This window comes from Bradyrhizobium sp. USDA 372 (assembly GCF_053629095.1).
Window position 1 is genome coordinate 4071760 of record NZ_JBRJHR010000001.1, and the last position, 24459, is coordinate 4096218.

Below are 24459 nucleotides of genomic sequence, written 5' to 3' on the forward strand. Positions count from 1 at the left end.
CATGACGCCAGCCGAAATCGCCCCAAGGGACCGCCTGATCGTAGGCCTCGATCTGCCCAGCGTGGATGCCGCGGAGGCGATGGTCGCAAGGCTCGGCGACAGCGTCACCTTCTACAAGATCGGTTATCGCCTCGCTTACGCCGGCGGGCTGCCCCTCGTCGCCAAGCTTGCCGACAGCGGCAAGAAGGTCTTTCTCGATCTCAAGCTGCACGACATCGGCAATACGGTGATGCAGGGTGTTCAGAGCATCACCAGGCTCGGCGCTACCTTTCTGACCGTCCATGCCTATCCGCAGACGATGAAGGCGGCGGTCGAAGGTTGCGCGGGCTCCGGGTTGAAAATTCTCGCCGTCACTGTGCTGACCTCCTACAACGACGACGACCTGCATGCGGCGGGCTATCGACTCCACGTTTCCGAACTGGTTGAAGCGCGGGCGGCCCAAGCGCAGGCGCTTGGCGTTGCCGGCATTGTCTGCGCGCCGGAGGAGGTCGGCAATCTGCGCAAGGTCGTGGGGCACCAGACGAGTCTCGTCACCCCAGGCATCCGGCCCGCCGGCACGGCCGCTGGCGATCAAAAACGCATCATGACCCCCGGGCGCGCGATCGCTGCGGGTGCTGACTATCTCGTCGTTGCGCGACCCGTGATCGAGGCTGTCGATCCCAAGGCAACAGCCGAAGCCATCCACGCCGAGATCGCGCAGGCGCTCGGTTAACCCACCAACAACAGGGAGAAGAACAATGGCAAAGGGTTACTGGATCGGGCGTGTCGACGTCAGCAATGACGAGGGCTACAAGCCCTACGCGATCGCCAACGGCCCGATCTTCAAGAAATGGGGCGGCCGTTTCGTCGTCCGCGCCGGCAAGTTCACCGCCGTCGAAGGTGCGAGCCGCAACCGCAACGTCGTGATCGAATTCCCGGACTACGAGACAGCGCTCGCCTGCTACAACTCGCCGGAATACCAGGCCAACATCAAGGTGCGCCAGCCGCACTCGATCGCCGACCTCATCGTCATCGAGGGCTATGACGGCCCGCAGCCGCAGGACGGCTGAGGCTCTTTCTTACCCTCCCCTGGAGGGGGAGGGTCGCTGAGCATGGAGCGAAGCGGAATGCGCAGCGGGGTGGGGTGATCTCTCCACGCGGGCACTGTTCGTCGCGGAGGGACCGTCACCCCACCCCGCTCGCGCTGCGCGCGATCGACCCTCCCCCTCCAGGGGAGGGTAAGAGCGCGTCACCGCCCCAGATCCCCCTCGGTTGCCGGAACTGCCTCCCCCCGCTACAACGGCTCCGAAGAGGATCACACCATGTCCGACATGCGGTTGATTGTTGCGGGAGCCGGCGGCCGGATGGGCCGGGCGCTGGTGCGGGCAATTGCCGAGAGCAAGGGTGCGGTGCTGGCCGGCGCGCTGGAGGCGCCGGGCTCCGACCTGCTCGGCAAGGATGCCGGCGTGCTCGCCGGCCTGCCGGCCAATGGCATCAAGCTTTCCGCCGATCTCTGGGCGATGTCCAAGGACGCCGACGGCATCCTCGATTTCACCGTGCCGGCGGCGACCATCGCCAATGTCGCGATCGCCGCCGAACGCGGCCTCGTGCACGTCATCGGCACCACCGGGCTGTCCGGCTCCGACAATGCGGTGATCAAGAGCGTCACCAACCGCGCCGTCGTGGTGCAGTCGGGCAATATGAGCCTCGGCGTCAACCTGCTTGCCGCCGTGGTCAAGCGCGTCGCCAAGGCGCTCGACCAGAGCTTTGACATCGAGATCGTCGAGACCCATCACCGCATGAAGGTCGATGCGCCCTCGGGCACGGCGCTGATGCTGGGCCAGGCCGCAGCCAGTGGCCGCGGCGTCAGCCTCGATGACCATTCCGAGCGTGGGCGTGACGGCATCACCGGCGCGCGCAAGCCGGGCCATATCGGTTTTGCCTCCTTGCGCGGCGGCACCGTCGCCGGCGATCACAGCGTGACCTTCCTCGGCGCGTTCGAGCGCCTGACGCTGTCGCATCAGGCCGAGGACCGCATGCTGTTCGCACATGGCGCGCTGAAGGCGGCACTATGGGCGCATGGTAAGAAGCCGGGGCACTACTCCATGGCCGACGTGCTCGGCCTATCCGACATCTAAACTGAACAACACGGAAAGCAGTTGATGAGCGAACGTCTTCTCGTGCTCGTGCGCCATGGCCAGAGCGAATGGAATCTGAAGAACCTGTTCACGGGATGGAAGGACCCCGACCTCACCGAGCTCGGCGTGAACGAAGCCAAGGAAGCCGGCCGCAAGCTGAAGGCACAGGGCCTGGTGTTCGACGTCGCTTTCACCTCGGTGCTGACGCGCGCGCAGCACACGCTCGATCTCATTCTTGCCGAGCTTGGCCAGACCGGATTGCCGACGTCGAAGGACCTCGCGCTCAACGAGCGCGACTACGGCGATCTCTCCGGTCTCAACAAGGACGACGCCCGCAAGAAATGGGGCGAGGAGCAAGTCCATGTCTGGCGCCGCTCCTACGACGTGCCGCCGCCCGGCGGCGAAAGCCTGAAGGACACGCTCGCGCGCGCGCTGCCGTATTACGTGCAGGAGATCCTGCCCGGCGTGCTCAACGGCAAGCGCACGCTGGTTGCCGCCCACGGCAACTCGCTGCGCGCGCTGATCATGGTGCTGGAAAAGCTCTCGCCCGAAGGCATTTTGAAGCGCGAGCTCGCGACCGGCGTGCCGATCATCTACCGCCTCAACGCCGACTCGACCGTGGCCTCGAAGCTGGATCTGGCGGGCTGAGTTTCGCCACACACGCGGTGCCGTAGGGTGGGCAAAGCGCAGCGTGCCCACGCAGCGTCAGCGGTTTAAGAGAGATGGTGGGCACGGCGCTATGCGCCTTTGCCGACCTTACGGCAGTGTGCTTGTTGCGCCTACTGCAGCCCCAGCTGCCCGGCTTCCCAGCCCAGCATCGCCTGCTTGCGCGTGATGCCCCAATGATAGCCGGTCAGCGTGCCGCTCTTGCCGAGCGCGCGGTGGCAGGGCACGACGAAGGAGACCGGGTTCTTGCCGACGGCCGCGCCGACGGCGCGCGAGGCCTTCGGATTGTTGATGTTGCAGGCGATGTCGGAATAGGACACCGCGCGCCCCATCGGAATTCTCAAGAGCGTCTCCCACACCCGCACTTCGAAATCGGTGCCGATCAGCACCACGCGCAGCGGCTGATCCGGCCGCCACAATTTTGGATCGAAGATGCGCGCTGCGAGCGGCGCGGTACCGTCGTGATCTTCCACATAGGTGGCGTTCGGCCAGCGCCGCGTCATGTCGGCGAGCGCGATCTTCTCCTCGCCGTGATCGGCGAAAGCGAGGCCCGACAAGCCGCGGTCGGTGGCGATCACGATTGCGGTACCGAACGGCGAGGGATGGAAGCCGTAGCGCAGGGTGAGGCCGGCGCCGCCGTTCTTCCACTCGCCCGGCGACATCGCCTCATGCGTCACGAAGAGATCGTGCAGCCGGCCCGGCCCCGATAGGCCGGAGTCGAGCGCCGCGTCGAGGATGCTGGCGGAGTCCCTGAGCAGGTTCTTGGCGTGGTCGAGGGTGAGCGCCTGCATGAAAGCCTTCGGCGTGATCGAAGCCCAGCGGCGGAACAGATGGTGCAGCTCATCCGGGGTCACGCCGGCGGCATCCGCCATCGCCTCGATGGTCGGCTGCGCGCGCCAGTTCGCCGAGATGAAGGCGATCGCCCGCCGCACCGAATCATAGTCGCGCAACGCGGCGTTCTGGGTGCCCGGTTTGGTCAGGCGCTGGTCATGTATCGCAAGGGTCATCATGACCGGAAATGTAGGGGAGGGGGCGGCGCGAAACCACCCGATTTCCGACTGTCCTCAGGTCACCGGATTATAGGTCGGGCCACGCCGCGCGGCGTTCAGGGCGACAACCAAGGCATTGTAAAAGCTCGCTTTTTCCTCCGGACCGAGAAAGCCTGCGATGCGCAGGCGGCGGCCGCGGGAGATCAGATAGAGGTGCTCGATGCCGTATTCCTCGTCGACCTCCTGGTCGAGCCGGACCCAGAGCGGATTGAAGGTCCATTCGGCAACCTGGCCGCGATGGCTCACGCGTCGCACCCGCAATTCCGTCGGCGTCACCACGATCTCCTCGCTGGCCCGTGCCGCGCGAAAATTGACCTTGAAGGCCCACCAGATCACGAGCACGTCGAGACCGAAGAAGCCGAACACCGGCCAGGCGCCCATCATCAGGAAAGCGACGCCCGTGACGAAGCTGACGGCGCTCAGGAACAGCATCACGGCGAGAAAGCCGGTGCGGTTCAGCGAGCGGTGCGGCGTCAGCAGCGCGGAGAAGATCTGAGGCTCGTCCTCGCTTTCAGATCGCGGCCACGCAATTTCGTTGCCTGTGCTCATCGTCCATCAGTATATCCCGATCATGGCGAAAATCACCCGCAAGCCGGTCCCGCGCAAAGCGGCCGTGCCGAAGAAAAAGGCAAAGCCGGTCGCTACCAAGCCGAAAGCGCCCGCGAAGAAATCGCTCAAAGCCACCAGACCCTGGACTCCCGCCGAGATCCGCGAGGTCTTCAGCCGTTTCCGCAAGGCCAATCCGGAGCCGAAGGGCGAGCTCGAGCACGTCAATCCGTTCACGCTGCTGGTCGCCGTGGTGCTGTCGGCGCAGGCGACCGATGCCGGCGTCAACAAGGCGACGCGGGCGTTGTTCGAGGTCGCCGATACGCCGCAGAAGATGCTCGATCTCGGCGAGGAGCGCTTGCGCGACTACATCAAGACCATCGGCCTCTACCGCACCAAGGCCAAGAACGTGATCGCGCTGTCGGCCAAGCTGCTCAGCGATTTCGGCGGCGAGGTGCCGCGCACGCGCGCCGAGATCGAGTCATTGCCCGGTGCAGGACGCAAGACCGCCAACGTCGTGCTCAACATGGCCTTCGGCGAGCACACCATGGCGGTCGACACGCACGTCTTCCGCGTCGGCAACCGCACCGGACTTGCGCCGGGCAAGACACCGCTCGAGGTCGAGCTCGGTCTCGAAAAGGTGATCCCGGCCGAGTTCATGCTGCACGCGCATCATTGGCTGATCCTGCACGGCCGCTATACCTGCCTTGCCCGCAAGCCGCGCTGCGAGGTCTGCCTGATCAACGATCTCTGTCGCTGGCCGGAGAAGACGGTCTGAGACAGCGCCGTGCCGGGTGCATTTATCGCACCTGCCGCGCCGGCTCGATCAGCTCGGGCCGCGGGCCTGACAGGCGCTTGTGCATGTGGACCATGAAGGCCATGCCGAAGATCGGCGTCGCCAGATTGACGATCGGGATCGAGACGAAGGCGGCGATGAACAGACCGGCGGTGAAGATGGTCGCGGCATTGTCGCGCCGCATCGCCTTGGCTTCCTCCGGCGGGCGGAAGCGCATCGCGGCGAGCTCGAAATATTCGCGGCCGAGCAGCCACGCCGCGGCGACAAAGAAGATCAGGAAACCGGCGCCGGCGAACAGCACCAGCGGCAGAGCGATCAGATAGACCAGGATCGTCAGCAGCGCGGTCTTGATGCCCTCGAGCATCGCCTGGCTGAACGGCAGCGCGGCGCCCGGCCGCTCGGCGGGATAATGCTCGCGCTCGACGATCTCGGCGACGTCGTCGACGAACAAGCTCGCCACCAGCGAGGTGATCGCAGGCATCAGGAAGATGCCGCCGAACACCACACCGAGGCCCGCCGCGATCGAGACGATCCAGGAGAGAACCTCGAGCGAGGAATGCCAGCCCGGCCCGAGCAGGCCTTCCAGCCACACCTCGCCGGAGGTCGCAAACCAGCTGAGCAGCCGCTGCAAGCCGATCGCCAGCACGGTGATCAGCACCAGCGCAAGCCCGATCGACCGCCACAGGATCGAGCGCATCGGCGGCGAGATCATTTGCGACAGCGCCTTGATGGCGGCATCCAGCATGGGGGACCCTCGGAGGTAAACGACCTGCGAGAGGTAGAGATGCAGGGCGACTTCGGCAAGGGCGTGGGGCTGCCCAAGAGGCGATCGTGTCCCGGACGCGGCGCGGCATGAAATGACGCGCTGCTGAGCCGGGACCCAGAAGCCTGCGGCGGGATGGGCCCCGGCTCTGCAGCGCACCGCTGAAGAAAGCGCTGCACTGCGTCCGGGGCACGCAAGTCTCAGCTACTCGTGCCGGTGCCCGTGCCTGCGCGCCTTCGCCGGCTTGCCGTCGCCCGTCGGGATCATCACCACGCGGCCGTAGCGCACGCCGCGCTCGGCAATGATGTGGTCGGCGAAATGCCTGACCTCGGCGGCCGCGCCGCGCAGCGCCGTCATCTCCATGCAATTGTTGTCGTCGAGATGGACGTGCAGCGTCGCCAGCGCGAGGTCGTGGTGGCCGTGGAATTCCTGCACCAGCCGTTTCGACAGATCGCGCGCCGCGTGGTCATAAACGTAGACGAGGCCGGCGACGCATTGGCCGGTCTGCGCGGTATCCTCGGCGCTCTGCTGCAGGCCGGCGCGCGCGAGGTCGCGGATGATCTCGGAGCGGTTCTGGTAACCGCGCGCTTCAGCTGCGGCATCGATCTCCGCCAGGAGATCGTCCTCGATCGTGATCGTAATCCGCTGCATCAGGTCCTCCGCGGGCGCCGCTCTCTCTCACCTCGCCCCCTTGCGGGGAGAGGTCGGAATTCAAGCGTAGCTTGAATTCCGGGTGAGGGGGACTCTCCGCGAATCCAATTGTCACCGTCCCTGTGGAGACTCCCCCTCACCCCAACCCTCTCCCCGCAAGCGGGCGAGGGAGCGCACCGACCTCGCAGCCAAAGCGGTCACAGCCGCGTCGCACGCAGCCGCAGCGCGTTGCCGACGACGCTCACCGAGGACAGCGCCATCGCCGCCGCGGCGATGATCGGGGAGAGCAACAGACCGAACGCCGGATAGAGAACGCCGGCCGCGATCGGAATCCCGGCGGCGTTGTAGATGAAGGCGAAGAACAGGTTCTGCCGGATGTTGCTCATCGTCGCCTGAGACAGTTTCCGCGCGCGGACGATGCCGACGAGGTCGCCTTTGAGCAGCGTCACGCCGGCGCTCTCCATCGCAACGTCGGTGCCGGTGCCCATGGCGATGCCGACCTCGGCCGCCGCCAGCGCAGGCGCGTCGTTGACGCCGTCGCCGGCCATGGCGACGCTGCGGCCGGCCTTCTGCAGTTTTGTCACCACTGCGCTCTTCTGGTCCGGCAGCACCTCCGCTTCGACGTCGGCGATGCCGAGCCGGCGTGCCACGGCCTCGGCCGTGGTGCGGTTGTCGCCGGTCAGCATGATCACCTTGATGCCTTCGCCCGCGAGCGCCTTCAGCGCCTCCGGCGTCGAGGCCTTGACCGGATCGGCGATCGCGAACAGGCCGGCCAGCCGGCCGTCGACGGCCATGTTGATCACGGTGGCGCCGTCGCCGCGCAGCCGTTCGGCTGCGGCGTCGAGCGATTGGGTATCGATGCCGATCGACGACAGATATCTGGCATTGCCGAGCACGACGGTCTTGCCGTCGACGTTGCCGGTCGCCCCCTTGCCGGTCGGTGAATCGAACTGCTCGACTTGCCCGAGATTGAGCTGCTTCTCCTTGGCCGCGCGCACGATGGCGTCGGCCAGCGGATGCTCGCTGGCGCGCTCGACGGTGGCCGCAATGCGCAGGATGTCATCCTCCGCAAAGCCGGACGCCGGCACGATAGAGACCACCTTGGGCTTGCCCTCGGTCAGCGTGCCCGTCTTGTCGACTACCAGCGTGTCGATCTTCTCCATCCGCTCCAGCGCCTCGGCGTTCTTGATCAGGACACCGGCTTGCGCGCCGCGGCCGACGCCGACCATGATCGACATCGGGGTGGCTAGGCCCAGCGCGCAGGGGCAGGCGATGATCAGCACGCTGACGGCGGCGACGAGGCCGAAGGCGAGCCGCGGCTCCGGTCCGAACCAGGCCCAGGCGGCAAAGGCGGCGACGGCGACGACGATCACTGATGGCACGAACCAGCCGGCGACCTGGTCGGCCAGGCGTTGGATCGGCGCGCGCGAGCGCTGTGCGTCCGCGACCATCTGCACGATCTGCGACAGCAGCGTCTCGCGCCCGACCTTGTCGGCGCGCATGATGAAGCTGCCGGACTGGTTCAGCGTGCCGGCGATGACTTTTGCACCTTGCTCCTTGGTGACCGGCATGGATTCGCCTGTCACCAGCGATTCGTCGAGCGACGAGCGGCCTTCGAGGATGATGCCGTCGACCGGCACCTTCTCGCCGGGACGGACGCGCAGGCGATCGCCGGCGTGCAGCGTGTCGATCTCGACCTCATGTTCACTTCCGTCGGCATCGACGCGGCGCGCGGTCTTCGGGGCGAGCTGGAGCAGCGCCTTGATCGCGCCCGAGGTCGCATCGCGGGCGCGCAGCTCCAGCACCTGGCCGAGCAGCACCAGCACGGTGATGACGGCGGCGGCCTCGAAATAGACCGCGACCGCGCCCTCATGGCCGCGGAAGGTGGCGGGGAAGATCTGCGGTGTGACCGTGCCGAGCACGCTGTAGACATAGGCAACGCCCGTGCCCATCGCGATCAGCGTGAACATGTTGAGATTGCGCGTCAGCAGCGATTGCCAGCCGCGGACGAAGAATGGCCAGCCGGCCCACAGCACCACGGGCGTTGCGAAGACGAGCTGGATCCAGTTCGACAGGGTCGGATCGATCCAGCTGTGGGGGCTTGCCAGATGGCCGCCCATCTCCAGCACCACCGGCGGCAGCGACAGCACGCCGCCGATCCAGAACCGCCGCATCATGTCCGCGAGCTCCGGATTGGGGCCGGTCTCCAGGCTTGCGACCTCAGGCTCCAGCGCCATGCCGCAGATCGGGCACGTGCCCGGCCCGACCTGGCGGATCTGCGGGTGCATCGGACAGGTGTAGATCGTGCCCGCGGGCATCTCCGGTTCGGGCGCCTTGTCCTTGGCAAGATACTTGGCAAGATACTTGGCGGGATCGGCGGCGAACTTGGTGCGGCAGCCGGCCGAGCAGAAATGGAAGGTCTCGCCATGATGTTCGAAGCGATGCTTCGAGGTCGCGGGATCGACGCTCATGCCGCAGACGGGGTCTTTGACCTTGGTTGCGGCGTCGCCATGATCGTGGGCGTGATGATGGCCATGGCCGGTATGATCGCCGTGGCCGCCGCAGCACGAGGACGCCTCGGGCTTGGCCGCCGGGGCCGGAGCTTTCGTGGAACAGCCGCACCCGGCAGGCGTTTCCGCGCTGTGACGATGCTCGTGATCGTTGTTGTTCATTGCCATGATCCGGCCTTTGCGCCTGGTCTTGAAACCTATACCCGGTAGGGGTATATAGACGCCATGCGCAAGGACATCAAGGTATCCGTCGGAAAACGTCTCGGCCGGATCGAGGGCCAGGTTCGTGGCCTCTCGAAAATGGTAGAGGAAGACCGCTACTGCATCGACATCGTGACGCAAATCGCGGCGGTGCGCGCCGCGCTGCGCCGGGTCGAGGAAGAGGTCCTGAAGGATCACGTCGCCCATTGCGTCGAGCACGCCATCGCGAGCGGCGACAAGGCCGACCAGCGCGCCAAGATCGCGGAGTTGATGGCGGTGATCGGACGGGCGGAGCGGTAACCCTCGCGCTCTCCGCCGTCATTGCGAGCGCAGCGAAGCAATCCAGACTTTTACCGCGGAGGCAGTCTGGATTGCTTCGTCGCAAGAGCTCCTCGCAATGACGGTGGAGAAGTCTCGTAGGGTGGGCAAAGCGGAGCGTGCCCACCATCCTCAGGGACCGCGTGAGAACGTGGGCACGGCGCTTCGCGCCTCTGCCCACCCTACGAGACTACGAGACGGAGCGAGAACTCTCCGCACGTCGTCCCGGCCCTCGCCGGGAAGACGGCGAACCTAAGCCGCCATCTCCCGCGTCTGCGCGCGGTACACCGCGAGCTCGCTGAGCAGCACAAAGTGCTCGGAGAACGCCACGCTGGCTTGCGCGGGTGGCGCGTTCACTTCTTCAGCCGGAATCTCAAGCGGCGTCTCTTCGTCAATCGCCTCAGGAACGAGCGGCGGCGCACGGAGCGTTTCTGGAAACACACTGAACGTGCCCGCCACCTCCTCGAGCGGCTTTTGCTTGTCGGCCCAGTGCAGGGCGGTGTAGTCGAATCCATTGACGATGGTGGGCTTGACCACCTCGAAATAGGGCGAGATGTCGAAGTCGCGGGGCATGTAAAGCGAGGAATCGCGGATGTGCAGGATCTCGCGGCGGGCAGCGCGGCTGCCGGCCTTGGTGATCTTCGGCAGGATCGGGTAGCGCACGGCGTCGAAGGCCTGCGCGATCAGCGCCGAGCAGATGATCTTGGTCGGGTCGCCCGAGCCGATCGCGATCATGCGCCGGCGCCAGCGCTGCGGTATCGGCAGCGGGAACAGATAGCGCATGAGGTCGACGATGTTCTTGGTGTCATAGCCGAACCCGATGCGGTTGATCGCATAGCGGCAGACCGTGGTGCGGTCCTCATAAGACAGCCCGACGGGGCGGCAGAGGCGGGTGTGATAGGGGAAATATTTCGACAGCGGTGCCGAGGTGACGCCTTCGCCGATATTGGCCTCGATCAGAACATGCGGCTCGCCGTTGGGCTCCTCTGCCCCCTCGATCGGACCGACATAGAGCGCGGCATGCGACCAGGTCGACTGCGTCAGGTATTTGATGATGCCGGAGATGCGGTTGTTGCCCTCGACCAGCAGCACGTCGCCGGGCGCGATGACGCCGCGCAGATGCTCCGGGTCGCTCGGCGTGAACGGCTCATAGCCCGGCACCTCCTTTGAGAGGTACGCGGCAATCAGCTTGCCGACAGAATCCAGGACCGTCCCCATCTCGAACTCCCCCCACGGCCTTTTCCGGCCGTCTTTTTCCCTTCTCTATCATGGTCGAAACGTGTTGCAATTCGGTTCATCGCTCTGTGAGATCAAGCATGATTGATTCACCATGATGGTTGCTGCGCAACATCAGATACGGCAAGGTTCGCGGGCTGTTCCCGTTCGCCGCAAGTCCCCGGAAACCATGACATGACAATCACGCGCCGCGGCTTCCTTTCGGCGTCCGCGGTCCTTGCGGCGATGCCGGTGCTGCGCGCATCCGCCGCGCCCCTGCCGCGCGAGGCCGACATCGTGGTGATCGGTGCGGGGGCTGCGGGAATTGCCGCGGCGCGGCGTATCATGGCAACGGGCCGCAAGGTCATCGTGGTGGAAGCAGCATCGCAAGTCGGCGGCCGCTGCATCACCGACAGCACGACCTTCGACACCCCGTTCGACCGCGGCGCGCGCTGGATGCACAATCCCGACACCAACCCGATGATCCGGCTGGCGCGCAGCGCCGGGCTCGACGTGCTGCCGGCGCCCTCGGGCCAGAAGATGCGCATCGGCCGCCGCAACGCCCGCGCAGGCGAGACCGAGCAGTTCCTGGCCGCCCTGGTGCGCGCCAACCGTGCCATCGACGAGGCCGCGCGGGGCAAGCTCGATACCTCCTGTGCCGCCGTGCTGCCGAAGGATCTCGGCGACTGGGCCGGCGCGGCCGAGTTCATGCTCGGCGCGAGCTTCGCCGGCAAGGACCTGAAGGAGCTGTCCGCGATCGACAAGGGACGCGCGCAGGACCGCAACGCAGCGATCGCCTGCCGTCAGGGCCTGGGCACGCTGATCGCCAGGCTCGCCGAGCAGGCGCCGGTGGCGCTGGCGACGCCGGCGAGCCGCATCGCCTGGAGCAACCGCGACGTCAGCGTCGAGACGCAGGCCGGCAAGATCACCGCGCGCGCCGCCATCGTCACGGTCTCGACCAACGTGCTGACATCGGGCGCCATCAAGTTCGCCCCCGACATTCCCAAGCGGACGCTGGATGCGGCATCGAAGCTCAGCCTCGGCAGCTACGATCGCATCGTGCTGCAGCTGCCGGGCAATCCGCTCGGCCTCTCGCGCGACGACATCCTCATCGAGCAGAGCAATTCGACCCGCACGGCGTTGATGTTCGCCAATATCGGCGGCTCCTCGCTGTGCTCGATCGATGTCGGCGGCTCGTTCGGCCGCGATCTCTCGGAGCAGGGCGAGAAGGCGATGGTGGCCTTTGCCAAGGAGTGGATCGCAAAGCTGTTCGGCAGCGAAGCTGCTTCCGCCGTGCAGAAGACCAGCGCCACGCGCTGGAATGCCTCGCCCTACGTGATGGGCGCAATGTCGGCGTCTGCGCCCGGCGGCCAGCTCTCGCGAAAGATTCTGACCGAGCCGATCGGCAATGTCTTCCTCGCCGGCGAAGCCACGCACGAGACGCTCTGGGGCACCGTCGATGGCGCCTGGGACAGCGGCGAACGCGCCGCGGATGCAGCCCTGCGCAAGATCGGCGCGCTGAAGGACGAGCCTGCGGATGTGCCGACGCAGTCGACCAAGAAGCGGCGCGTGCCGAGGCAGTAGTTACCGCAACACGCCGTCCAACGCCGGCAGCCCAAAGATCACGGCCATCGCAATCAGCGCGTAGCAGATGCCGCGAAACACTTTCTCGCTCGCGCGCCCGAACAGCGAGGCGCCGAAGGCGACGCCGAGGGCGTAGACGGGGCCGACGATCAGCGACAGCACCAGCGATTCGCGGCTGATCAGGCCGGTGGTTGCGTAGCTGACCATCGAGAAGAAATCCGACGCGCCGAAGAACAGCACGATGTTGGCGCGCGCGACGATCGGGGCGATCGGGCGGCCGAGCCAATAGCCGACGATCGGCGGGCCGCCGGTCTGCGCGAGGCCACTGCAGAAGCCGGAGAGGCCGCCGATGCCGACCGACAGCAAGGCGTGGTCCTTGCCGCGATAGCGCCACCCCGACAGCAATAGCAGCAACAGCGCCGCGACGAAGCAGGAGATGATCCAGCGCGTGGTGACGGGTTCGAGCACGCTGAGGAAATAAGTGCCGATGGGTACGCCGATCAGCGCGCCCAGCACGATGACCGCGGTGGCCTTGCGATCGGCCTTCCGCCAGGCCTCGGGCAGCAGCGGCGCGGCCGCGACGAAGTCGATGACGAGAAGCAGGGCTGCGACGAGCCGCGGCGCCGCGAAGCTGCTTGCCAGTGGCATGAAGATCAGCGCCGCGCCGAAGCCGGAGAAGCCGCGTGCGGTGCCCGAAACGAAAGCGACGGCGCAGAGCGCCGCCGCAATCGTAAGGCTGATGTCCTTCGGAAGGAAGTCCGCCAGCGTCATGCTCTATGGCTCCCAAGCATGACGTTGTCCGGAAACCGCTTCACACTTTTCGGCGTCATGCTCGCAGAGTGCCGCCGGTCTTCTTCGTCACCTCGGCCACGATCTTGGCGCCGACGGCCTCGATCTCCTGATCGGTCAGGGTCTTCTCGCGCGGCTGAAGCGTGACCGCGATCGCGATCGACTTCTTGCCGTCATCGATGCCCTTGCCTTCGTAGACGTCGAAGACGTTGACGCCGGTGATCAGCTTCTTGTCGACGCCTTGCGCGGCGCGGACGATGTCGCCGGCCTTGACGCTGCGGTCGACAATGAACGCGAAGTCACGCGACACCGGCTGGAACGCCGAGAGCTCGATCAAGGGCTTGGCGCGCGTCGGCTTCTTCTTGGCCTCGGGGATGCGGTCGAGGATCACCTCGAACACGACAAGCGGCCCGTCGGCGCCGAGCGCTTCGAGCGCTCTGGGGTGCACTTCGCCGAAATATCCGAGCACGTTCTGCGGCCCGATCTGGATCGTGCCGGAGCGGCCCGGATGCAGCCAGCCGGGACCACCCGCCACGATCTGCAGCGCCTGCATCGGCGCGCCGGCGGCCGCCAGCACCGCCAACGCATCGGCCTTGGCGTCGAACACGTCGGCCTGCGCCGAGCCGGACCAGTGCCGTCCGAGACCTTCAGATGAAGCAAGGCCGCGGCGCACGCCACTCGCCGCCATGAACTGGTCCTGGGGGCGATCGCCCTTGAACACCTGGCCGACCTCGAACAGCGCGACATCGCCGAAGCCGCGATCGGCATTGGCCTGCGCCGCCGCGATCAGGCCGGCGAGCAGGGTCGGGCGCATGTCGGAGAGATCCGAGGCGATCGGGTTCGCCACTTCGAGCTCGCGCTGTCCGCCGCCGAACAATTCGGCCGCGGGCTTTGCGATGAACGACCAGGTGACGGCTTCGACCATGCCGCGGCTTGCGAGCGCGCGCCGCGCGCGGCGGGTGCGCAGCTGCAGCGGGGTCAGCACGGGTTTGCGCGCGTCCTCGCCGCGCTCGAACGGCGTCATCGGCACCTTGTCGACGCCGAAGATGCGGACGATCTCCTCGACGATGTCGGCCTTGCCGTGCACGTCGGAGCGCCACGAGGGCACCGCGACCTTCACCACCGGGCCGGGACCCGCCATCATGAAGCCGAGATGGGTCAGGATGCGCTTCATCTCGACCTGCGGCACCTCGATGCCGGAGAGGCGCTTCACCTCCGTGACCGGGAAGTCGATCACGCGGTCGTCGGCGAAGGCTTTGCCGACCACGACTGTTTCGGACGGCGTGCCGCCGCACATCTCCATCAGCAGCTTGGTCGCGAGCTCGACGCCGGGCACCATGAAGGCCGGATCGACGCCGCGCTCGAAGCGGTAGCGCGCATCCGAATTGATGCCGAGCTTGCGGCCGGTCTGGGCGATGTTGATCTCGTTCCACAGCGCCGACTCGATCAGCACGTCCGTGGTGTTCTCGTCGCAGCCCGAGGCTTCGCCGCCCATGATGCCGGCGAGCGATTCGACGCCGTGCTCGTCGGCGATCACGCAGATCGAGGAATCGAGATTGTAGGTGCGACCGTCGAGCGCCAGCAGGCTCTCGCCCTCGCGCGCGCGGCGCACGACGAGATTGCCCTTCACCTTCCTGGCGTCGAACACGTGCAGCGGGCGCGCACGGTCGTAGGTCATGAAGTTGGTGATGTCGACCAGCGCGTTGATCGGACGCAGCCCGATCGCGGTCAGCCGCTTCTGCAGCCATTCCGGCGACGGTCCGTTCTTGACGCCGCGCACGAGGCGGAGCGCGAAGCCTGGGCACAACGTGGCATCCTCGACCGTGACCTTCACGGGGCAGGGGAATTCGCCCTTGATCGGCTTGATCGTAGGGTCCTTGAACTTGCCCATGTCGGCGGCGGCGAGATCGCGCGCGATGCCATGCACGCCGGTGCAGTCCTGCCGGTTCGGCGTCAGATTGATCTCGATCACGGGATCGCCGAGCCCGGCCCATTCGGCGTAAGCCGCGCCGATCGGCGCGTCCGCCGGCAATTCCATGATGCCGTCATGGTCGTTGGAGATCTGCAGCTCGGCCGCCGAGCACAGCATGCCGCGGCTCTCGACGCCGCGAATGGTGCCGACGCCCAGCGTGATGTCCTTGCCGGGAATGTAGGTGCCGGGCGGTGAGAACACGCTGACGAGGCCCGTACGCGCATTCGGCGCGCCGCACACGACCTGCACCGGCGCACCACCGTCGCCGGTATCGACCATGCAGACCCGCAGGCGATCCGCATTCGGATGCTGCTCGGCCGAGATCACCTTCGCAATGGTGAACGGCTTCAGCGCCTTCGCCTTGTCCTCGATGTTCTCGACCTCGAGCCCGATCATGGTGAGCTTGTCGGCGAGCTTGTCCAAAGGCTCGTCGGTCTCGAGATGATCCTTCAGCCAGGAGAGGGTGAATTTCACGTGCTCAGCCCTCCGGCAAGCGTTGGTACTTCGAGCGGCTTGAAGCCGTAATGGGACAGCCAGCGGACGTCGCTGTCGAACAGCTGGCGCAGGTCGGCGATGCCGTATTTCAGCATGGCGATGCGGTCGATGCCCATGCCCCAGGCGAAGCCCTGGTACTCGTCGGGATCGATGCCGCAGGCGCGCAGCACGTTCGGATGCACCATGCCGCAGCCGAGGATCTCGAGCCAATCCTCGCCCTCGCCGAAGCGGATCTCGCCCTTGTCGCGGCGGCACTGGATGTCGACTTCGAGCGACGGCTCGGTGAACGGGAAGAACGAGGGCCGGAAGCGCATGTTGATGTGGTCGACCTCGAAGAACGCCTTGCAGAACTCGTGCAGGATCCATTTGAGGTGGCCGAGATGCGAGCCCTTGTCGATGACGAGGCCTTCGACCTGATGGAATTGCGGCGTGTGGGTCGCGTCCGAATCGATGCGGTAGGTGCGGCCCGGGCAGATCACGCGGATCGGCGGCTTCTGGCTCAGCATGGTGCGCACCTGCACCGGCGAGGTGTGGGTCCGCAGCAGCATGCGCGAGCCGTCCTCCTTCGGATGGAAGAAGAACGTGTCGTGCATCTCGCGCGCCGGATGGCCTTCCGGAAAATTCAGCTTGGTGAAGTTGTAGTCGTCGGTCTCGATATCAGGGCCTTCGGCCACCGAGAATCCCATGTCGGCGAAGATGGTGGTGAGCTCGTCCCAGACCTGGCTCAGCGGATGGATGCGGCCAGCCTCCGCCGCCGTATCGCGCAGCGGCAGGGTGACGTCGACGGTCTCGGACGCCAGCCGCGCATCCAGCGCGGCCGACTTCAGCACGTCGCGTCGCGCCGCAAGCGCCTGGCTGACTTCGTCCTTGGCCTGGTTGATCGCCGCGCCTTGCGTCTTGCGCTCGTCCGGCGACATCTTGCCGAGCGTGGCGAGCAGCGCCGAGATCGAGCCCTTCTTGCCGAGGGCTGCAACGCGCACGGCCTCTAACGCAGCCTCGTCGGCAGCCGCGGCGATGTCGGTGATGATCTGGGCTTGGAGCTGGGCAAGATCGGTCATGGCAATCCCTTTTGGCCAGGATGCTGAGCCGATGATCCTAGCCCGTCACGCCCGGCCCAAAAGCGCGAAGCGCGTCTTCGCGTTAGATTCGCCGGGCATCCACGTCGGAGAAGTTGTGCTTAGGCGAGAGATGACGGCCGGGGCGATCAGCGCGAGACGCGCCTCTGCCCGGGCCATCACAAGCTCAATGCTGCGCAAGTTGCGCAGTTGGGCGGCTTACGCCGCCAGCGCGGCTTTGGCCTTCTCGGCGATCGCCTGGAACGCGGCAGGCTCGCGGATCGCGAGATCCGACAGCACCTTGCGGTCCACGGTGATGCCCGACTTGGCCAAGCCGTCGATAAATCGGCTGTAGGTCAGGCCGAACGGACGGACGGCAGCGTTGAGGCGCTGGATCCAGAGCGCGCGGAAGGTGCGCTTGCGACGCTTGCGATCGCGGAAGGCGTATTGCTGGGCCTTCTCCACGGCCGGCTTGGCGGCGCGGATGGTGTTCTTGCGGCGGCCGTAGAAGCCCTTGGCGGCCTTGTAGACTTTCTTGTGCTTGGCGTGGGCGGTCACACCGCGTTTGACGCGAGACATGACGAAATCCTTCAGAGATGACTTTGGTTATCGGATCGCCGCGCGGACGCGGCAGGGATGGCAATGATCGTGGACGCGATCAGGCGTTCGGCAAGAAGTACTTCTTGACGTTGTCGCCGTCGGTCTTGAACAGCACGCGGGTGCCGCGGAGCTGACGGATCTGCTTCTTCGTCCGCTTGATCATGCCGTGACGCTTGCCGCGCTGGGCGTGCATCACTTTGCCGGTGGCAGTCACCTTGAAGCGCTTTTTAGCGCCCGATTTGGTCTTCAGCTTGGGCATTTGGCTCTCCTAATGGCCACAGAGATCCGCCCGCGAAGGCGGCTGGACCGTCAAAAATGCTCGTTAGAGCGTTGATTGTGCTCAGGTTTTGCGAACGAGCGCGAAACCCGCACGAGACACCGCCACGGCAGCCCGTAAATCAGCCGGGCGATGAAGGCTGGGCTTATGACAGAGGACAGGCCAATTGGCAACGATGAACCGCCGAAACCACCCCGCCGACTATTGGACGCTGGTACCCTCATGTCCAAGCCTTCTCGCCTGAAGCAGGTCCAAAATGGCTCATTTCCCGCAATTTCTGATTTCACTGGCCGATTTCGCCCGTCCGCGCCGTCTGGCGCTGTTCGCCGTGCTCGCCGCGGCTGCGCTGCCTCAGGCCGCCGATGCCCGCGCCGGCCGCTATGACGGCATCTGGAACGTCACCTTCGCCACCACCCGCGGCAATTGCAGCTCGGGTTACAGCGTTCCCTTCACCGTGACAGGCACCCGCGTCTCCTCCGCCGGCGGCGGCCGGGTCTCGGGCCGGGTCAATCGTTCCGGCGCTGTCGCCGTCCAGGTCTCGGTCGGCGCCTCCCACGCCAGCGGCGGTGGCCGGCTCGCCCGCGTGAACGGCGCCGGGTCGTGGAAGGGCATCATTTTGGGCGACCAGTGCAGCGGCACCTGGCAGGCGACGCGGACCTGATACACAAACGGCCCGCCGGGGATCCGGACGGGCCGTTGCATTCTCAAGTCCCAAAGCGTTGCGCGTCAGCGCGGCGCCAGCACCATGACGACCTGGCGACCTTCGAACCGCGCGTCCTGCTCGACCTTGGCGAGCTCGGCGACGTCGGTCTTGATCTTGTCGAGCAGCTTGGTGCCGATCTCCTGGTGCGCCATTTCGCGGCCGCGATAGCGCAAAGTGATCTTCACCTTGTCGCCCTCTTCGAAGAACCGCTGCATCGCGCGCATCTTCACGTCGTAATCGTGATCGTCGATCATCGGACGGAGCTTGATCTCCTTGATCTCGACGGTCTTCTGCCGCTTGCGGGCTTCCGCGGCTTTCTTCTGGGCGGAATACTTGTACTTCCCGTAGTCCATGATCTTGCAGACGGGAGGGCTGGTATTCGGCGAAATCTCGACCAGATCCATGCCAGCTTCCTGGGCCATCCGGATGGCGACGACCGTTTCGACCGTGCCCTTGTTGTCACCGGTCTGGTCGATCAGCTGGATCTGCGCATTGCGGATATCATCATTGATGCGCGGCCCGTCTTTGCTGGCAGCGGGCGGAGCTTTATTAGGACGGCGAATGGGTGGTTCTCCAAAGTTGTGAAAGAAGCGGCTATTTTGAAGGAAGATGCGTTTGCCGGCAAGCAAGTCGCTGGTACGAGGCGCGAAAAACCCTCAAATGCGAGGCATTTTGGTCACGGCCCTCGGCACGCTGACCGACATAGACACCTTGCCTCTGTTCCGCAAGCGTCCCAAAGGACCAATAGCGATGCCGGTCGTGTCTTCGGAACAGGTCCGGACAGCTCAAACCGCACAGCCAGAGTAAACGTTCCATGACCGACGCAATTCCCGATGCCGCGCTTGAGTTCATCGATGTGGGCGAAGGGCCGTCCGCACGCCGGATCGCGGTGCGCCGCCGTCCCGGAAAAGGCCCCGGCCTGGTCTGGCTGGGCGGCTTCAAGTCGGACATGCAGGGTGGCAAGGCCGTGGCGCTGGATGCCTGGGCCCACGAGCGCGGCCGTGCTGTGGTCCGGTTCGACTATTCCGGTCACGGCGAATCCAGCGGCGATTTCGCCGACGGAACCATCGGCAGCTGGCTCGAGGACAGTATTGCGGTGTTCGAGCGCTTTTGCGACGGCCCGCAAATCCTGATTGGCTCCTCCATGGGCGGCTGGATGGCGCTGCTGCTCGCCCGCGAGATCAAGAAGCGTGCCGGCAAAGCGTCGCTCGCAGGGCTCGTGCTGATCGCACCGGCGCCCGATTTCACCGAAGAGCTGATGTGGAAGAATTTCTCGCCCGCGGTGAAGAAGGAGATCGAGACCAGGGGCTTCTGGCTGCGCCCGTCGGAGTACGGCGCCGGCACGCCCTATCCGATCACGCGGAACCTGATCGAGGAGGGGCGCAATCACCTCGTGCTCGGCAGCGCCATCGATCTCGGCTGCCCCGTCCGCATCCTGCAGGGCGCGAAGGATCCCGATGTGCCGTGGCAGCACGCGTTTGCGCTCACCCATCGCCTGCCGGCCGACGACGTCGTGCTGACCATGATCCAGGACGGCGATCACCGCCTGTCCCGCCCGCAGGACATCGCGCGCATTCTTGCCGCGGTGGCGGAGATCGGGTGAGATGCCCTTCCTTCTCCCCTTGTGGGAGAAGGTGGCGCGAAGCGCCGGATGAGGGGTTGTCTCCGCGAGTCCCAATGAGAGTCGGACTCGCGGAGACAGACCCCTCACCCGTCTCAATCGCGCGAAGCGCGATTGATCCACCCTCTCCCGCAAGGGGAGAGGGAAAAAAGAACACTGAGGAGGCAACGCCAATGACCACCACCGCCATGCTGCGGGCCTTCTGCGACGCGGTCGAGCAGCGCAACGGCAAAGCCTTCGCCGAGCTCTTCACCGAGGACGGCGTCTATCACGACGTTTTCTACGGTGCCTTCGCCGGCCGCACGAAGATCGCCGCGATGATCGACGACTGGTTCTATCGCACGGCGACGGATTTCCGCTGGGACATGCATGACCCCGTCACCGACGGCACCACGCTCTATGCGCGCTACACCTTCAGCTACAAGTCGACATTGCCGGAAGCGAACGGCGCGCGCGCGATGTTCGAGGGCGTTGCGATCATGACGCTGAAGGACGGCAGGATCGCGAGCTATCATGAAGTCGCCAACACCGCGCCGGCGTTTGTCGACTTGAGATTTGCGCCGGAGCGGATCGCGAAGATCGTCGCAAAGCAGGGCGCCGAGCTCAAGGCGCGGCCGGAGATGCAGCGGCATCTAGCCGTCATTCCGGGGCGCGCGTAGCGCGAACCCGGAATCCATTCCTCCACCAACTCTGCCGTCCGATGGATTCCGGGCTCGTGACTTCGTCACGCCCCGGAATAACGGCAGTGAGCTAACGCTTCGACGGATTCGCCATCGGTTTGCGCTGCGCCAGCGCGGCCACCGTCGCGGTGCCGATCGGGCCCGCTTCGTCATAGAGCCAGCATTCGCCGATCGCGACGCCGTCGGTGGCGTGGTGGTTCACCACCTCGAAGCCGATCCACTCCGTCACCGGCAGGCGGTGCAGATAGATCGTGACGTCGCTGTTGATGTAGCCGAGCCCCTGGTCGCCGGCATTGGCAAACGGGCTGGCAAAATCGGCGCCGGTGGCGACATGGACGAACGGTGTCATCGCGGCGCCGGCGACGAGCTCGCGCACCTCGCTCATCCACAGCCGGCGCGGCCCCAGCGAGCCCATATGGCCGACGATGGGGCGCGTCGCCCATTTGCCGTTCATGCCGAGCCGGGGATCGGTCGGCTTGGGAATGTCGGATGGTTTCGGCGCATCCCAGTTCGGCGGCGACCACACATTGCCATCGGGATTCTGCGTTTTGCGCAGCAGCTGGCACGAGGCGCGCGCCATGCCGACGCCGCCGGAAAGAAACTCCGCCTCGACCACGCGGATGCGCAGTCCATCGCGCACCAGCCGCGTCCTCACCTCGATCGGCTTGTCGATCGTCGGCAGCCGGAACATGTCGACCGTGAGCCGCGCCGGCACGAATTCGGGCCCGGAATGACGCTCCTCGATGACGAAGCCGAGCAGGCCGATGATGACGCGCCCGTGCAGCGATTTCGGATCCCATGGACCGTTGGCGACTTCCGTCGGATGGAATGTATCGCCATCGCGGGTAAAGAAAGGCATGTTTGTCATGCGCGCGAGATTGCGGGAATGGGCGGGGAAATCAAGCGTGGTGAGGGCGTGTGTGCTCACCATACAAAAGGTGTCATCGCCCGGCTCGACCGGGCGATCCAGTACTCCGCGGCGGTTGTGGTTGAATCGACAGGCCGCGGCGTACTGGATTCCCCGCTTTCGCGGGGAATGACAGCAGAGAATTAGGACGCAGCTCGCCACTCCTCACGCACGCTATCGTCGTGCTCCTTGCGCGCAGCAGCAGATCTCATCGCCTCAAACTCTTCTCGTGACACCAACTGCCCCAGCGCCCACACCGCCGCCCCGCGTACCAGTGGGCTTGAGTCATCGAGTAACCGCCGCGCCTCGTCCGCCAGTGCCGCCTCGCCTGAGTTGCCGATCGCAATCAGCACATTCCGCAAGAACCGGTCGCGGCCGATGCGCTTCACCGGCGACTTCGTGAACAGCGCGCGAAACGCGGCATCGTCGAGCCGCGCCAGCTCGGCGAGATCAGGCGCGCGCAATTCGTCGCGCGCGGCGAGCTTGGCCTCGCGCCCCTCTTGCGCGAACTTGTTCCAGGGGCATGCCGCGAGGCAATCGTCGCAGCCATAGATGCGATTGCCGATAGCCTTGCGAAACTCGCGCGGGATCGCGCCCTTGTTCTCGATCGTGAGATACGAGATGCAGCGCCGCGCATCGAGCTTGTAGGGCGCGGGAAAGGCCGCGGTCGGGCAGATGTCGAGACAGGCCCGGCACGAGCCGCAATGATCGATCTCGGCGGCATCGCGCGGCAGATCGAGCGTGGTGTAGATCGCACCGAGAAACAGCCACGAGCCGAACTCGCGCGAGACGAGGTTGGTGTGCTTGCCCTGCCAGCCAAGGCCCGCGGTCTGCGCCAGCGGCTTTTCCATCACCGCCGCAGTGTCGACGAACACCTTCACGTCCGACGGCACGGTCGCCACCAGCCAGCGCGCCAGCGCCTTCAGCCGCTTCTTGATGATGTCATGATAGTCGTCACCTTGCGCATAGACCGAGATCGCCGCGCGCGTGCGCTGCTTCAGGACCGCGAGCGGATCGGAGTCGGGACCGTAATTGACGCCGAGCATGATCACGCTGCGCACGTCGGCCCACAGCCCGCGCGGATCGACGCGGCGCTCCGGTTGGTTCGCCAGCCAGTCCATGTCGCCATGGCCGCCCGAGGCGATGAATTCGAGGAAGTATTTTCCGGCCGCATCGATCGTGCCCGGCGCGGTGACGCCGATGCAGTCGAAGCCGAGCGCGTGCGCTTCGCGCGCCAGCGCCGCCTTCAGCTCAGTCGGGTCGGAGCTCAGAAATCCAGGTCCACATAGGTCCGCGACGCCGGCACGCCGGCCAGCCATTCGCTTAGGAGCGGACGGAACGACGGGCGGGATTTCACCCGCGCGTACCACGCCTTTGCTGCGTCGTCCTCGCTCCATGGCACGTCGCCCAGATAGTCGATCGCCGAGAGATGCGCCGCGGCGGCGAGATCCGCGTAGGTGAGCCGGTCGCCGGCGAGGAAATTGCGCGTCTGCGCCAGCCAGCCGATATAGGCCAGATGATAGCGCACATTGGCTTTCGCTGCGCGCATCACGTCCGCCGAAGGCGGGCCGCCGCCGTTCTCCTCGCTCATGAAGCGCTTGTAGATCCGCTCGGTGACGAGCGGGTGCGAGACCTCCTCGAAGAACTTTTCGTTGAACCAGGCCATCAGCCGGCGCACCTCGACGCGCTCGAAGGTGGTCTCCGGCATCAGGCGCTTGACGCCCATCCCCGCGCCATAGGCCTCGTCGACATATTCGGCGATGATGGCCGCGCCCGGGATCGGCGGCTGTTCCTCGTCCACCAGCACAGGCGTGGTGCCGGCCGCATTCAGCAGCAGAAACGCCTCGCGCCGCTCCCAGCTGCGCTCCTCGACCAGCTTCAGGTCGAGCCCGTATTCACCCACGATCAGGCGGATGAAGCGCGAATGCGGGCAGAACGGATGATGAAACAGCGTAAACATGAAGCCTTTGACTATTTGATGGTGCTTAAGAATCCATCAATGTTTGTGCGGCGCCACACTAGCCCTTCAAAACCGCGAAGCAAGGGCGTGATGTCGCATTTTGCGATTGCGGCATGGGGGCGAATAGGCGAGAAGAGCCCCGCTTTTCCAGCCGAAATGGACCGTAAATATGTCAGACGCAATACGGGCAGTGATCCTCGGCATCATCGAGGGTGTGACCGAGTTCCTTCCCGTATCCTCGACCGGCCACCTCCTGCTCGCGGAGCGCTTCTTCCATCTCGGCGAAGGTGCGTTCTGGGATTCGTTTACGGTCCTGATCCAGCTGGGCGCGATCCTCGCAATCGTGGGGCTCTACTTCAGGAAGCTCTGGGATGTCGTGATCGGCCTGTTCACGGGCGATGCCTATGCGCGCCGCTTCGTGATCGGCGTGCTGGTGGCGTTCTTGCCTGCCGTGATCGTCGGCCTCGTCGCCGGCAAATACATCAAGACCCTGCTGTTCAATCCGTGGGTCGTGTGCTTCACGCTGATCGTCGGCGGCGCCATCCTGCTCTGGGTCGACAAGCTCGATCTCAAGCCGCGCGAGCACGACGCCACCAAGTTTCCGCTCTTGATGTATCTCTATATCGGCATCGCGCAATGCGTGGCGATGATCCCGGGCGTGTCGCGCTCCGGCGCCAGCATTGTCGCTGCGATGCTCTTGGGCGCCGACAAGCGCGCGGCGGCGGAGTTCTCGTTCTTCCTCGCCATCCCCACCATGATCGGCGCGTTCGCCTACGATTTCTACAAGAACCGCGCCGAGATGACGATGGATCACATGAACATCGTCGCGATCGGCTTCGTGGTCTCGTTCATCACTGCTATCATCGTGGTGAAGACGTTCCTGACCTATGTCACCCGCCACGGCTTCGTGCTGTTCGCCTGGTGGCGCGTCATCGTCGGCACGCTCGGCCTGATCGCGCTGGCGTTGGGACGGTAGGCCCGTTA

The 24459-nt window shown here is 65.5% G+C and carries 26 protein-coding genes; 11 read left to right on the forward strand and 15 right to left on the reverse strand.

Annotation, left to right across the window (positions count from 1 at the left end):
* Position 1 precedes the first annotated feature (1 nt).
* The 4 genes from pyrF (at position 2) to AB7M16_RS19250 (ending at position 2765) form a co-directional block, all read left to right on the forward strand.
* Positions 2–712, forward strand: coding sequence for an orotidine-5'-phosphate decarboxylase (gene pyrF, locus AB7M16_RS19235; protein WP_453944882.1), 711 nt, complete (start codon positions 2–4; stop codon positions 710–712).
* Positions 713–737: 25 nt separating this feature from the next.
* Complete coding sequence (locus AB7M16_RS19240; RefSeq protein WP_036003256.1) at positions 738–1049, forward strand: DUF1330 domain-containing protein; 312 nt, start codon at positions 738–740, stop codon at positions 1047–1049.
* 252 nt (positions 1050–1301) lie between these two features.
* On the forward strand, positions 1302–2117 hold the full coding sequence (gene dapB / locus AB7M16_RS19245) for a 4-hydroxy-tetrahydrodipicolinate reductase (RefSeq protein WP_172789470.1): 816 nt from the start codon (positions 1302–1304) through the stop codon (positions 2115–2117).
* 24 nt (positions 2118–2141) lie between these two features.
* Positions 2142–2765, forward strand: a complete 624-nt coding sequence (locus AB7M16_RS19250) for a 2,3-bisphosphoglycerate-dependent phosphoglycerate mutase (protein ID WP_453944885.1) — start codon at positions 2142–2144, stop codon at positions 2763–2765.
* Between the two features lie 131 nt (positions 2766–2896).
* On the opposite strand, the gene AB7M16_RS19255 is transcribed toward AB7M16_RS19250, so the two are convergent.
* Positions 2897–3793, reverse strand: coding sequence for a bifunctional helix-turn-helix domain-containing protein/methylated-DNA--[protein]-cysteine S-methyltransferase (locus AB7M16_RS19255; RefSeq protein ID WP_271510317.1), 897 nt, complete (start codon positions 3791–3793; stop codon positions 2897–2899).
* A 54-nt stretch (positions 3794–3847) separates the two neighbouring features.
* On the reverse strand, positions 3848–4381 hold the full coding sequence (locus AB7M16_RS19260; protein ID WP_453944887.1) for a DUF2244 domain-containing protein: 534 nt from the start codon (positions 4379–4381) through the stop codon (positions 3848–3850).
* A gap of 22 nt (positions 4382–4403) precedes the next feature.
* Here AB7M16_RS19260 and nth point away from each other — a divergent pair, with 22 nt between their 5' ends.
* Entirely contained in the window at positions 4404–5156 is a 753-nt protein-coding gene (gene nth / locus AB7M16_RS19265) for an endonuclease III (protein ID WP_453944889.1), read from the forward strand.
* A gap of 22 nt (positions 5157–5178) precedes the next feature.
* Here nth and AB7M16_RS19270 read toward each other — a convergent pair whose 3' ends face one another.
* The 3 genes from AB7M16_RS19270 to AB7M16_RS19280 form a co-directional block, all read right to left on the reverse strand.
* The gene (locus AB7M16_RS19270; RefSeq protein WP_271510322.1) at positions 5179–5919 is read right to left on the reverse strand and encodes a sulfate transporter family protein; all 741 of its coding nucleotides are present in this window, start codon (positions 5917–5919) and stop codon (positions 5179–5181) included.
* Between the two features lie 222 nt (positions 5920–6141).
* A complete protein-coding gene (gene nikR / locus AB7M16_RS19275; RefSeq protein ID WP_453944891.1) occupies positions 6142–6588 on the reverse strand; it encodes a nickel-responsive transcriptional regulator NikR in 447 nt (148 codons plus the stop codon).
* Positions 6589–6785: 197 nt separating this feature from the next.
* The gene (locus AB7M16_RS19280; RefSeq protein ID WP_453944893.1) at positions 6786–9260 is read right to left on the reverse strand and encodes a heavy metal translocating P-type ATPase; all 2475 of its coding nucleotides are present in this window, start codon (positions 9258–9260) and stop codon (positions 6786–6788) included.
* Between the two features lie 63 nt (positions 9261–9323).
* Here AB7M16_RS19280 and AB7M16_RS19285 point away from each other — a divergent pair, with 63 nt between their 5' ends.
* Positions 9324–9599 (forward strand): metal-sensitive transcriptional regulator, encoded by a 276-nt coding sequence (locus AB7M16_RS19285; protein ID WP_260381501.1) that lies wholly within the window; start codon positions 9324–9326, stop codon positions 9597–9599.
* Between the two features lie 270 nt (positions 9600–9869).
* Here AB7M16_RS19285 and AB7M16_RS19290 read toward each other — a convergent pair whose 3' ends face one another.
* Positions 9870–10835, reverse strand: coding sequence for a YiiX/YebB-like N1pC/P60 family cysteine hydrolase (locus tag AB7M16_RS19290; protein WP_453944895.1), 966 nt, complete (start codon positions 10833–10835; stop codon positions 9870–9872).
* A 192-nt stretch (positions 10836–11027) separates the two neighbouring features.
* Here AB7M16_RS19290 and AB7M16_RS19295 point away from each other — a divergent pair, with 192 nt between their 5' ends.
* Complete coding sequence (locus AB7M16_RS19295) at positions 11028–12416, forward strand: FAD-dependent oxidoreductase (RefSeq protein ID WP_439401876.1); 1389 nt, start codon at positions 11028–11030, stop codon at positions 12414–12416.
* Here the strand turns inward: AB7M16_RS19295 and AB7M16_RS19300 are convergent, their stop codons facing one another.
* From AB7M16_RS19300 to rpmI, 5 genes are all read right to left on the reverse strand, one after another.
* Positions 12417–13187, reverse strand: coding sequence for a sulfite exporter TauE/SafE family protein (locus AB7M16_RS19300; RefSeq protein ID WP_453944897.1), 771 nt, complete (start codon positions 13185–13187; stop codon positions 12417–12419). It abuts the gene before it with no gap.
* A gap of 55 nt (positions 13188–13242) precedes the next feature.
* Positions 13243–15651, reverse strand: coding sequence for a phenylalanine--tRNA ligase subunit beta (gene pheT / locus AB7M16_RS19305; protein WP_453944899.1), 2409 nt, complete (start codon positions 15649–15651; stop codon positions 13243–13245).
* Complete coding sequence (gene pheS, locus AB7M16_RS19310) at positions 15648–16730, reverse strand: phenylalanine--tRNA ligase subunit alpha (protein WP_453944901.1); 1083 nt, start codon at positions 16728–16730, stop codon at positions 15648–15650. Before pheS ends, pheT begins: the two co-directional genes overlap by 4 nt.
* Positions 16731–16946: 216 nt before the next feature.
* Positions 16947–17306 (reverse strand): 50S ribosomal protein L20, encoded by a 360-nt coding sequence (rplT, locus tag AB7M16_RS19315; RefSeq protein ID WP_027550107.1) that lies wholly within the window; start codon positions 17304–17306, stop codon positions 16947–16949.
* 79 nt (positions 17307–17385) lie between these two features.
* Positions 17386–17586: a 50S ribosomal protein L35 gene (gene rpmI / locus AB7M16_RS19320; RefSeq protein WP_008539890.1), complete on the reverse strand. Its 201-nt coding sequence runs from the start codon at positions 17584–17586 to the stop codon at positions 17386–17388.
* 274 nt (positions 17587–17860) lie between these two features.
* On the opposite strand from rpmI, the gene AB7M16_RS19325 reads away from it, so the two are divergent.
* Positions 17861–18265 carry a hypothetical protein gene (locus AB7M16_RS19325; protein WP_439401879.1) on the forward strand — a complete coding sequence of 135 codons (405 nt, stop codon included), beginning with the start codon at positions 17861–17863 and terminating at the stop codon, positions 18263–18265.
* 65 nt (positions 18266–18330) lie between these two features.
* Here the strand turns inward: AB7M16_RS19325 and infC are convergent, their stop codons facing one another.
* Positions 18331–18870, reverse strand: a complete 540-nt coding sequence (gene infC / locus AB7M16_RS19330) for a translation initiation factor IF-3 (protein WP_080134054.1) — start codon at positions 18868–18870, stop codon at positions 18331–18333.
* A gap of 251 nt (positions 18871–19121) precedes the next feature.
* Here infC and AB7M16_RS19335 point away from each other — a divergent pair, with 251 nt between their 5' ends.
* Positions 19122–19910, forward strand: a complete 789-nt coding sequence (locus AB7M16_RS19335) for an alpha/beta hydrolase (RefSeq protein WP_453944904.1) — start codon at positions 19122–19124, stop codon at positions 19908–19910.
* Positions 19911–20101: 191 nt separating this feature from the next.
* Complete coding sequence (locus AB7M16_RS19340; RefSeq protein ID WP_453944906.1) at positions 20102–20587, forward strand: nuclear transport factor 2 family protein; 486 nt, start codon at positions 20102–20104, stop codon at positions 20585–20587.
* 91 nt (positions 20588–20678) lie between these two features.
* Here the strand turns inward: AB7M16_RS19340 and AB7M16_RS19345 are convergent, their stop codons facing one another.
* The 3 genes from AB7M16_RS19345 to AB7M16_RS19355 all read right to left on the reverse strand — a co-directional run bounded on the left by AB7M16_RS19345 (position 20679) and on the right by AB7M16_RS19355 (position 23475).
* Complete coding sequence (locus AB7M16_RS19345) at positions 20679–21476, reverse strand: acyl-CoA thioesterase domain-containing protein (protein ID WP_453944908.1); 798 nt, start codon at positions 21474–21476, stop codon at positions 20679–20681.
* A 182-nt stretch (positions 21477–21658) separates the two neighbouring features.
* Positions 21659–22834 (reverse strand): tRNA epoxyqueuosine(34) reductase QueG, encoded by a 1176-nt coding sequence (gene queG, locus AB7M16_RS19350; RefSeq protein ID WP_453944910.1) that lies wholly within the window; start codon positions 22832–22834, stop codon positions 21659–21661.
* Complete coding sequence (locus tag AB7M16_RS19355) at positions 22783–23475, reverse strand: glutathione S-transferase family protein (RefSeq protein ID WP_212257801.1); 693 nt, start codon at positions 23473–23475, stop codon at positions 22783–22785. The genes queG and AB7M16_RS19355 overlap by 52 nt, the downstream gene beginning before the upstream one ends.
* Before the next feature lie 169 nt (positions 23476–23644).
* Here AB7M16_RS19355 and AB7M16_RS19360 point away from each other — a divergent pair, with 169 nt between their 5' ends.
* Positions 23645–24451, forward strand: a complete 807-nt coding sequence (locus AB7M16_RS19360; RefSeq protein WP_172789490.1) for an undecaprenyl-diphosphate phosphatase — start codon at positions 23645–23647, stop codon at positions 24449–24451.
* The last annotated feature ends 8 nt before the right edge of the window (positions 24452–24459 follow it).

Coding starts and splice junctions, on each gene's coding strand:
- AB7M16_RS19240 (WP_036003256.1), top strand. CDS start 738: ATGGCAAAGGGTTACTGGATCGGGCGTGTCGACGTCAGCAATGACGAG.
- AB7M16_RS19345 (WP_453944908.1), bottom strand. CDS start 21,476: ATGACAAACATGCCTTTCTTTACCCGCGATGGCGATACATTCCATCCG.
- nth (WP_453944889.1), top strand. CDS start 4,404: ATGGCGAAAATCACCCGCAAGCCGGTCCCGCGCAAAGCGGCCGTGCCG.
- AB7M16_RS19290 (WP_453944895.1), bottom strand. CDS start 10,835: ATGGGGACGGTCCTGGATTCTGTCGGCAAGCTGATTGCCGCGTACCTC.
- AB7M16_RS19260 (WP_453944887.1), bottom strand. CDS start 4,381: ATGAGCACAGGCAACGAAATTGCGTGGCCGCGATCTGAAAGCGAGGAC.
- AB7M16_RS19255 (WP_271510317.1), bottom strand. CDS start 3,793: ATGATGACCCTTGCGATACATGACCAGCGCCTGACCAAACCGGGCACC.
- nikR (WP_453944891.1), bottom strand. CDS start 6,588: ATGCAGCGGATTACGATCACGATCGAGGACGATCTCCTGGCGGAGATC.
- AB7M16_RS19325 (WP_439401879.1), top strand. CDS start 17,861: ATGGCTCATTTCCCGCAATTTCTGATTTCACTGGCCGATTTCGCCCGT.
- AB7M16_RS19355 (WP_212257801.1), bottom strand. CDS start 23,475: ATGTTTACGCTGTTTCATCATCCGTTCTGCCCGCATTCGCGCTTCATC.
- AB7M16_RS19300 (WP_453944897.1), bottom strand. CDS start 13,187: ATGACGCTGGCGGACTTCCTTCCGAAGGACATCAGCCTTACGATTGCG.
- AB7M16_RS19335 (WP_453944904.1), top strand. CDS start 19,122: ATGACCGACGCAATTCCCGATGCCGCGCTTGAGTTCATCGATGTGGGC.
- queG (WP_453944910.1), bottom strand. CDS start 22,834: ATGGCTGGCCGGCGTGCCGGCGTCGCGGACCTATGTGGACCTGGATTT.
- AB7M16_RS19295 (WP_439401876.1), top strand. CDS start 11,028: ATGACAATCACGCGCCGCGGCTTCCTTTCGGCGTCCGCGGTCCTTGCG.
- AB7M16_RS19280 (WP_453944893.1), bottom strand. CDS start 9,260: ATGAACAACAACGATCACGAGCATCGTCACAGCGCGGAAACGCCTGCC.
- dapB (WP_172789470.1), top strand. CDS start 1,302: ATGTCCGACATGCGGTTGATTGTTGCGGGAGCCGGCGGCCGGATGGGC.
- AB7M16_RS19250 (WP_453944885.1), top strand. CDS start 2,142: ATGAGCGAACGTCTTCTCGTGCTCGTGCGCCATGGCCAGAGCGAATGG.
- rpmI (WP_008539890.1), bottom strand. CDS start 17,586: ATGCCCAAGCTGAAGACCAAATCGGGCGCTAAAAAGCGCTTCAAGGTG.
- pyrF (WP_453944882.1), top strand. CDS start 2: ATGACGCCAGCCGAAATCGCCCCAAGGGACCGCCTGATCGTAGGCCTC.
- AB7M16_RS19360 (WP_172789490.1), top strand. CDS start 23,645: ATGTCAGACGCAATACGGGCAGTGATCCTCGGCATCATCGAGGGTGTG.
- pheS (WP_453944901.1), bottom strand. CDS start 16,730: ATGACCGATCTTGCCCAGCTCCAAGCCCAGATCATCACCGACATCGCC.
- AB7M16_RS19270 (WP_271510322.1), bottom strand. CDS start 5,919: ATGCTGGATGCCGCCATCAAGGCGCTGTCGCAAATGATCTCGCCGCCG.
- AB7M16_RS19285 (WP_260381501.1), top strand. CDS start 9,324: ATGCGCAAGGACATCAAGGTATCCGTCGGAAAACGTCTCGGCCGGATC.
- rplT (WP_027550107.1), bottom strand. CDS start 17,306: ATGTCTCGCGTCAAACGCGGTGTGACCGCCCACGCCAAGCACAAGAAA.
- AB7M16_RS19340 (WP_453944906.1), top strand. CDS start 20,102: ATGACCACCACCGCCATGCTGCGGGCCTTCTGCGACGCGGTCGAGCAG.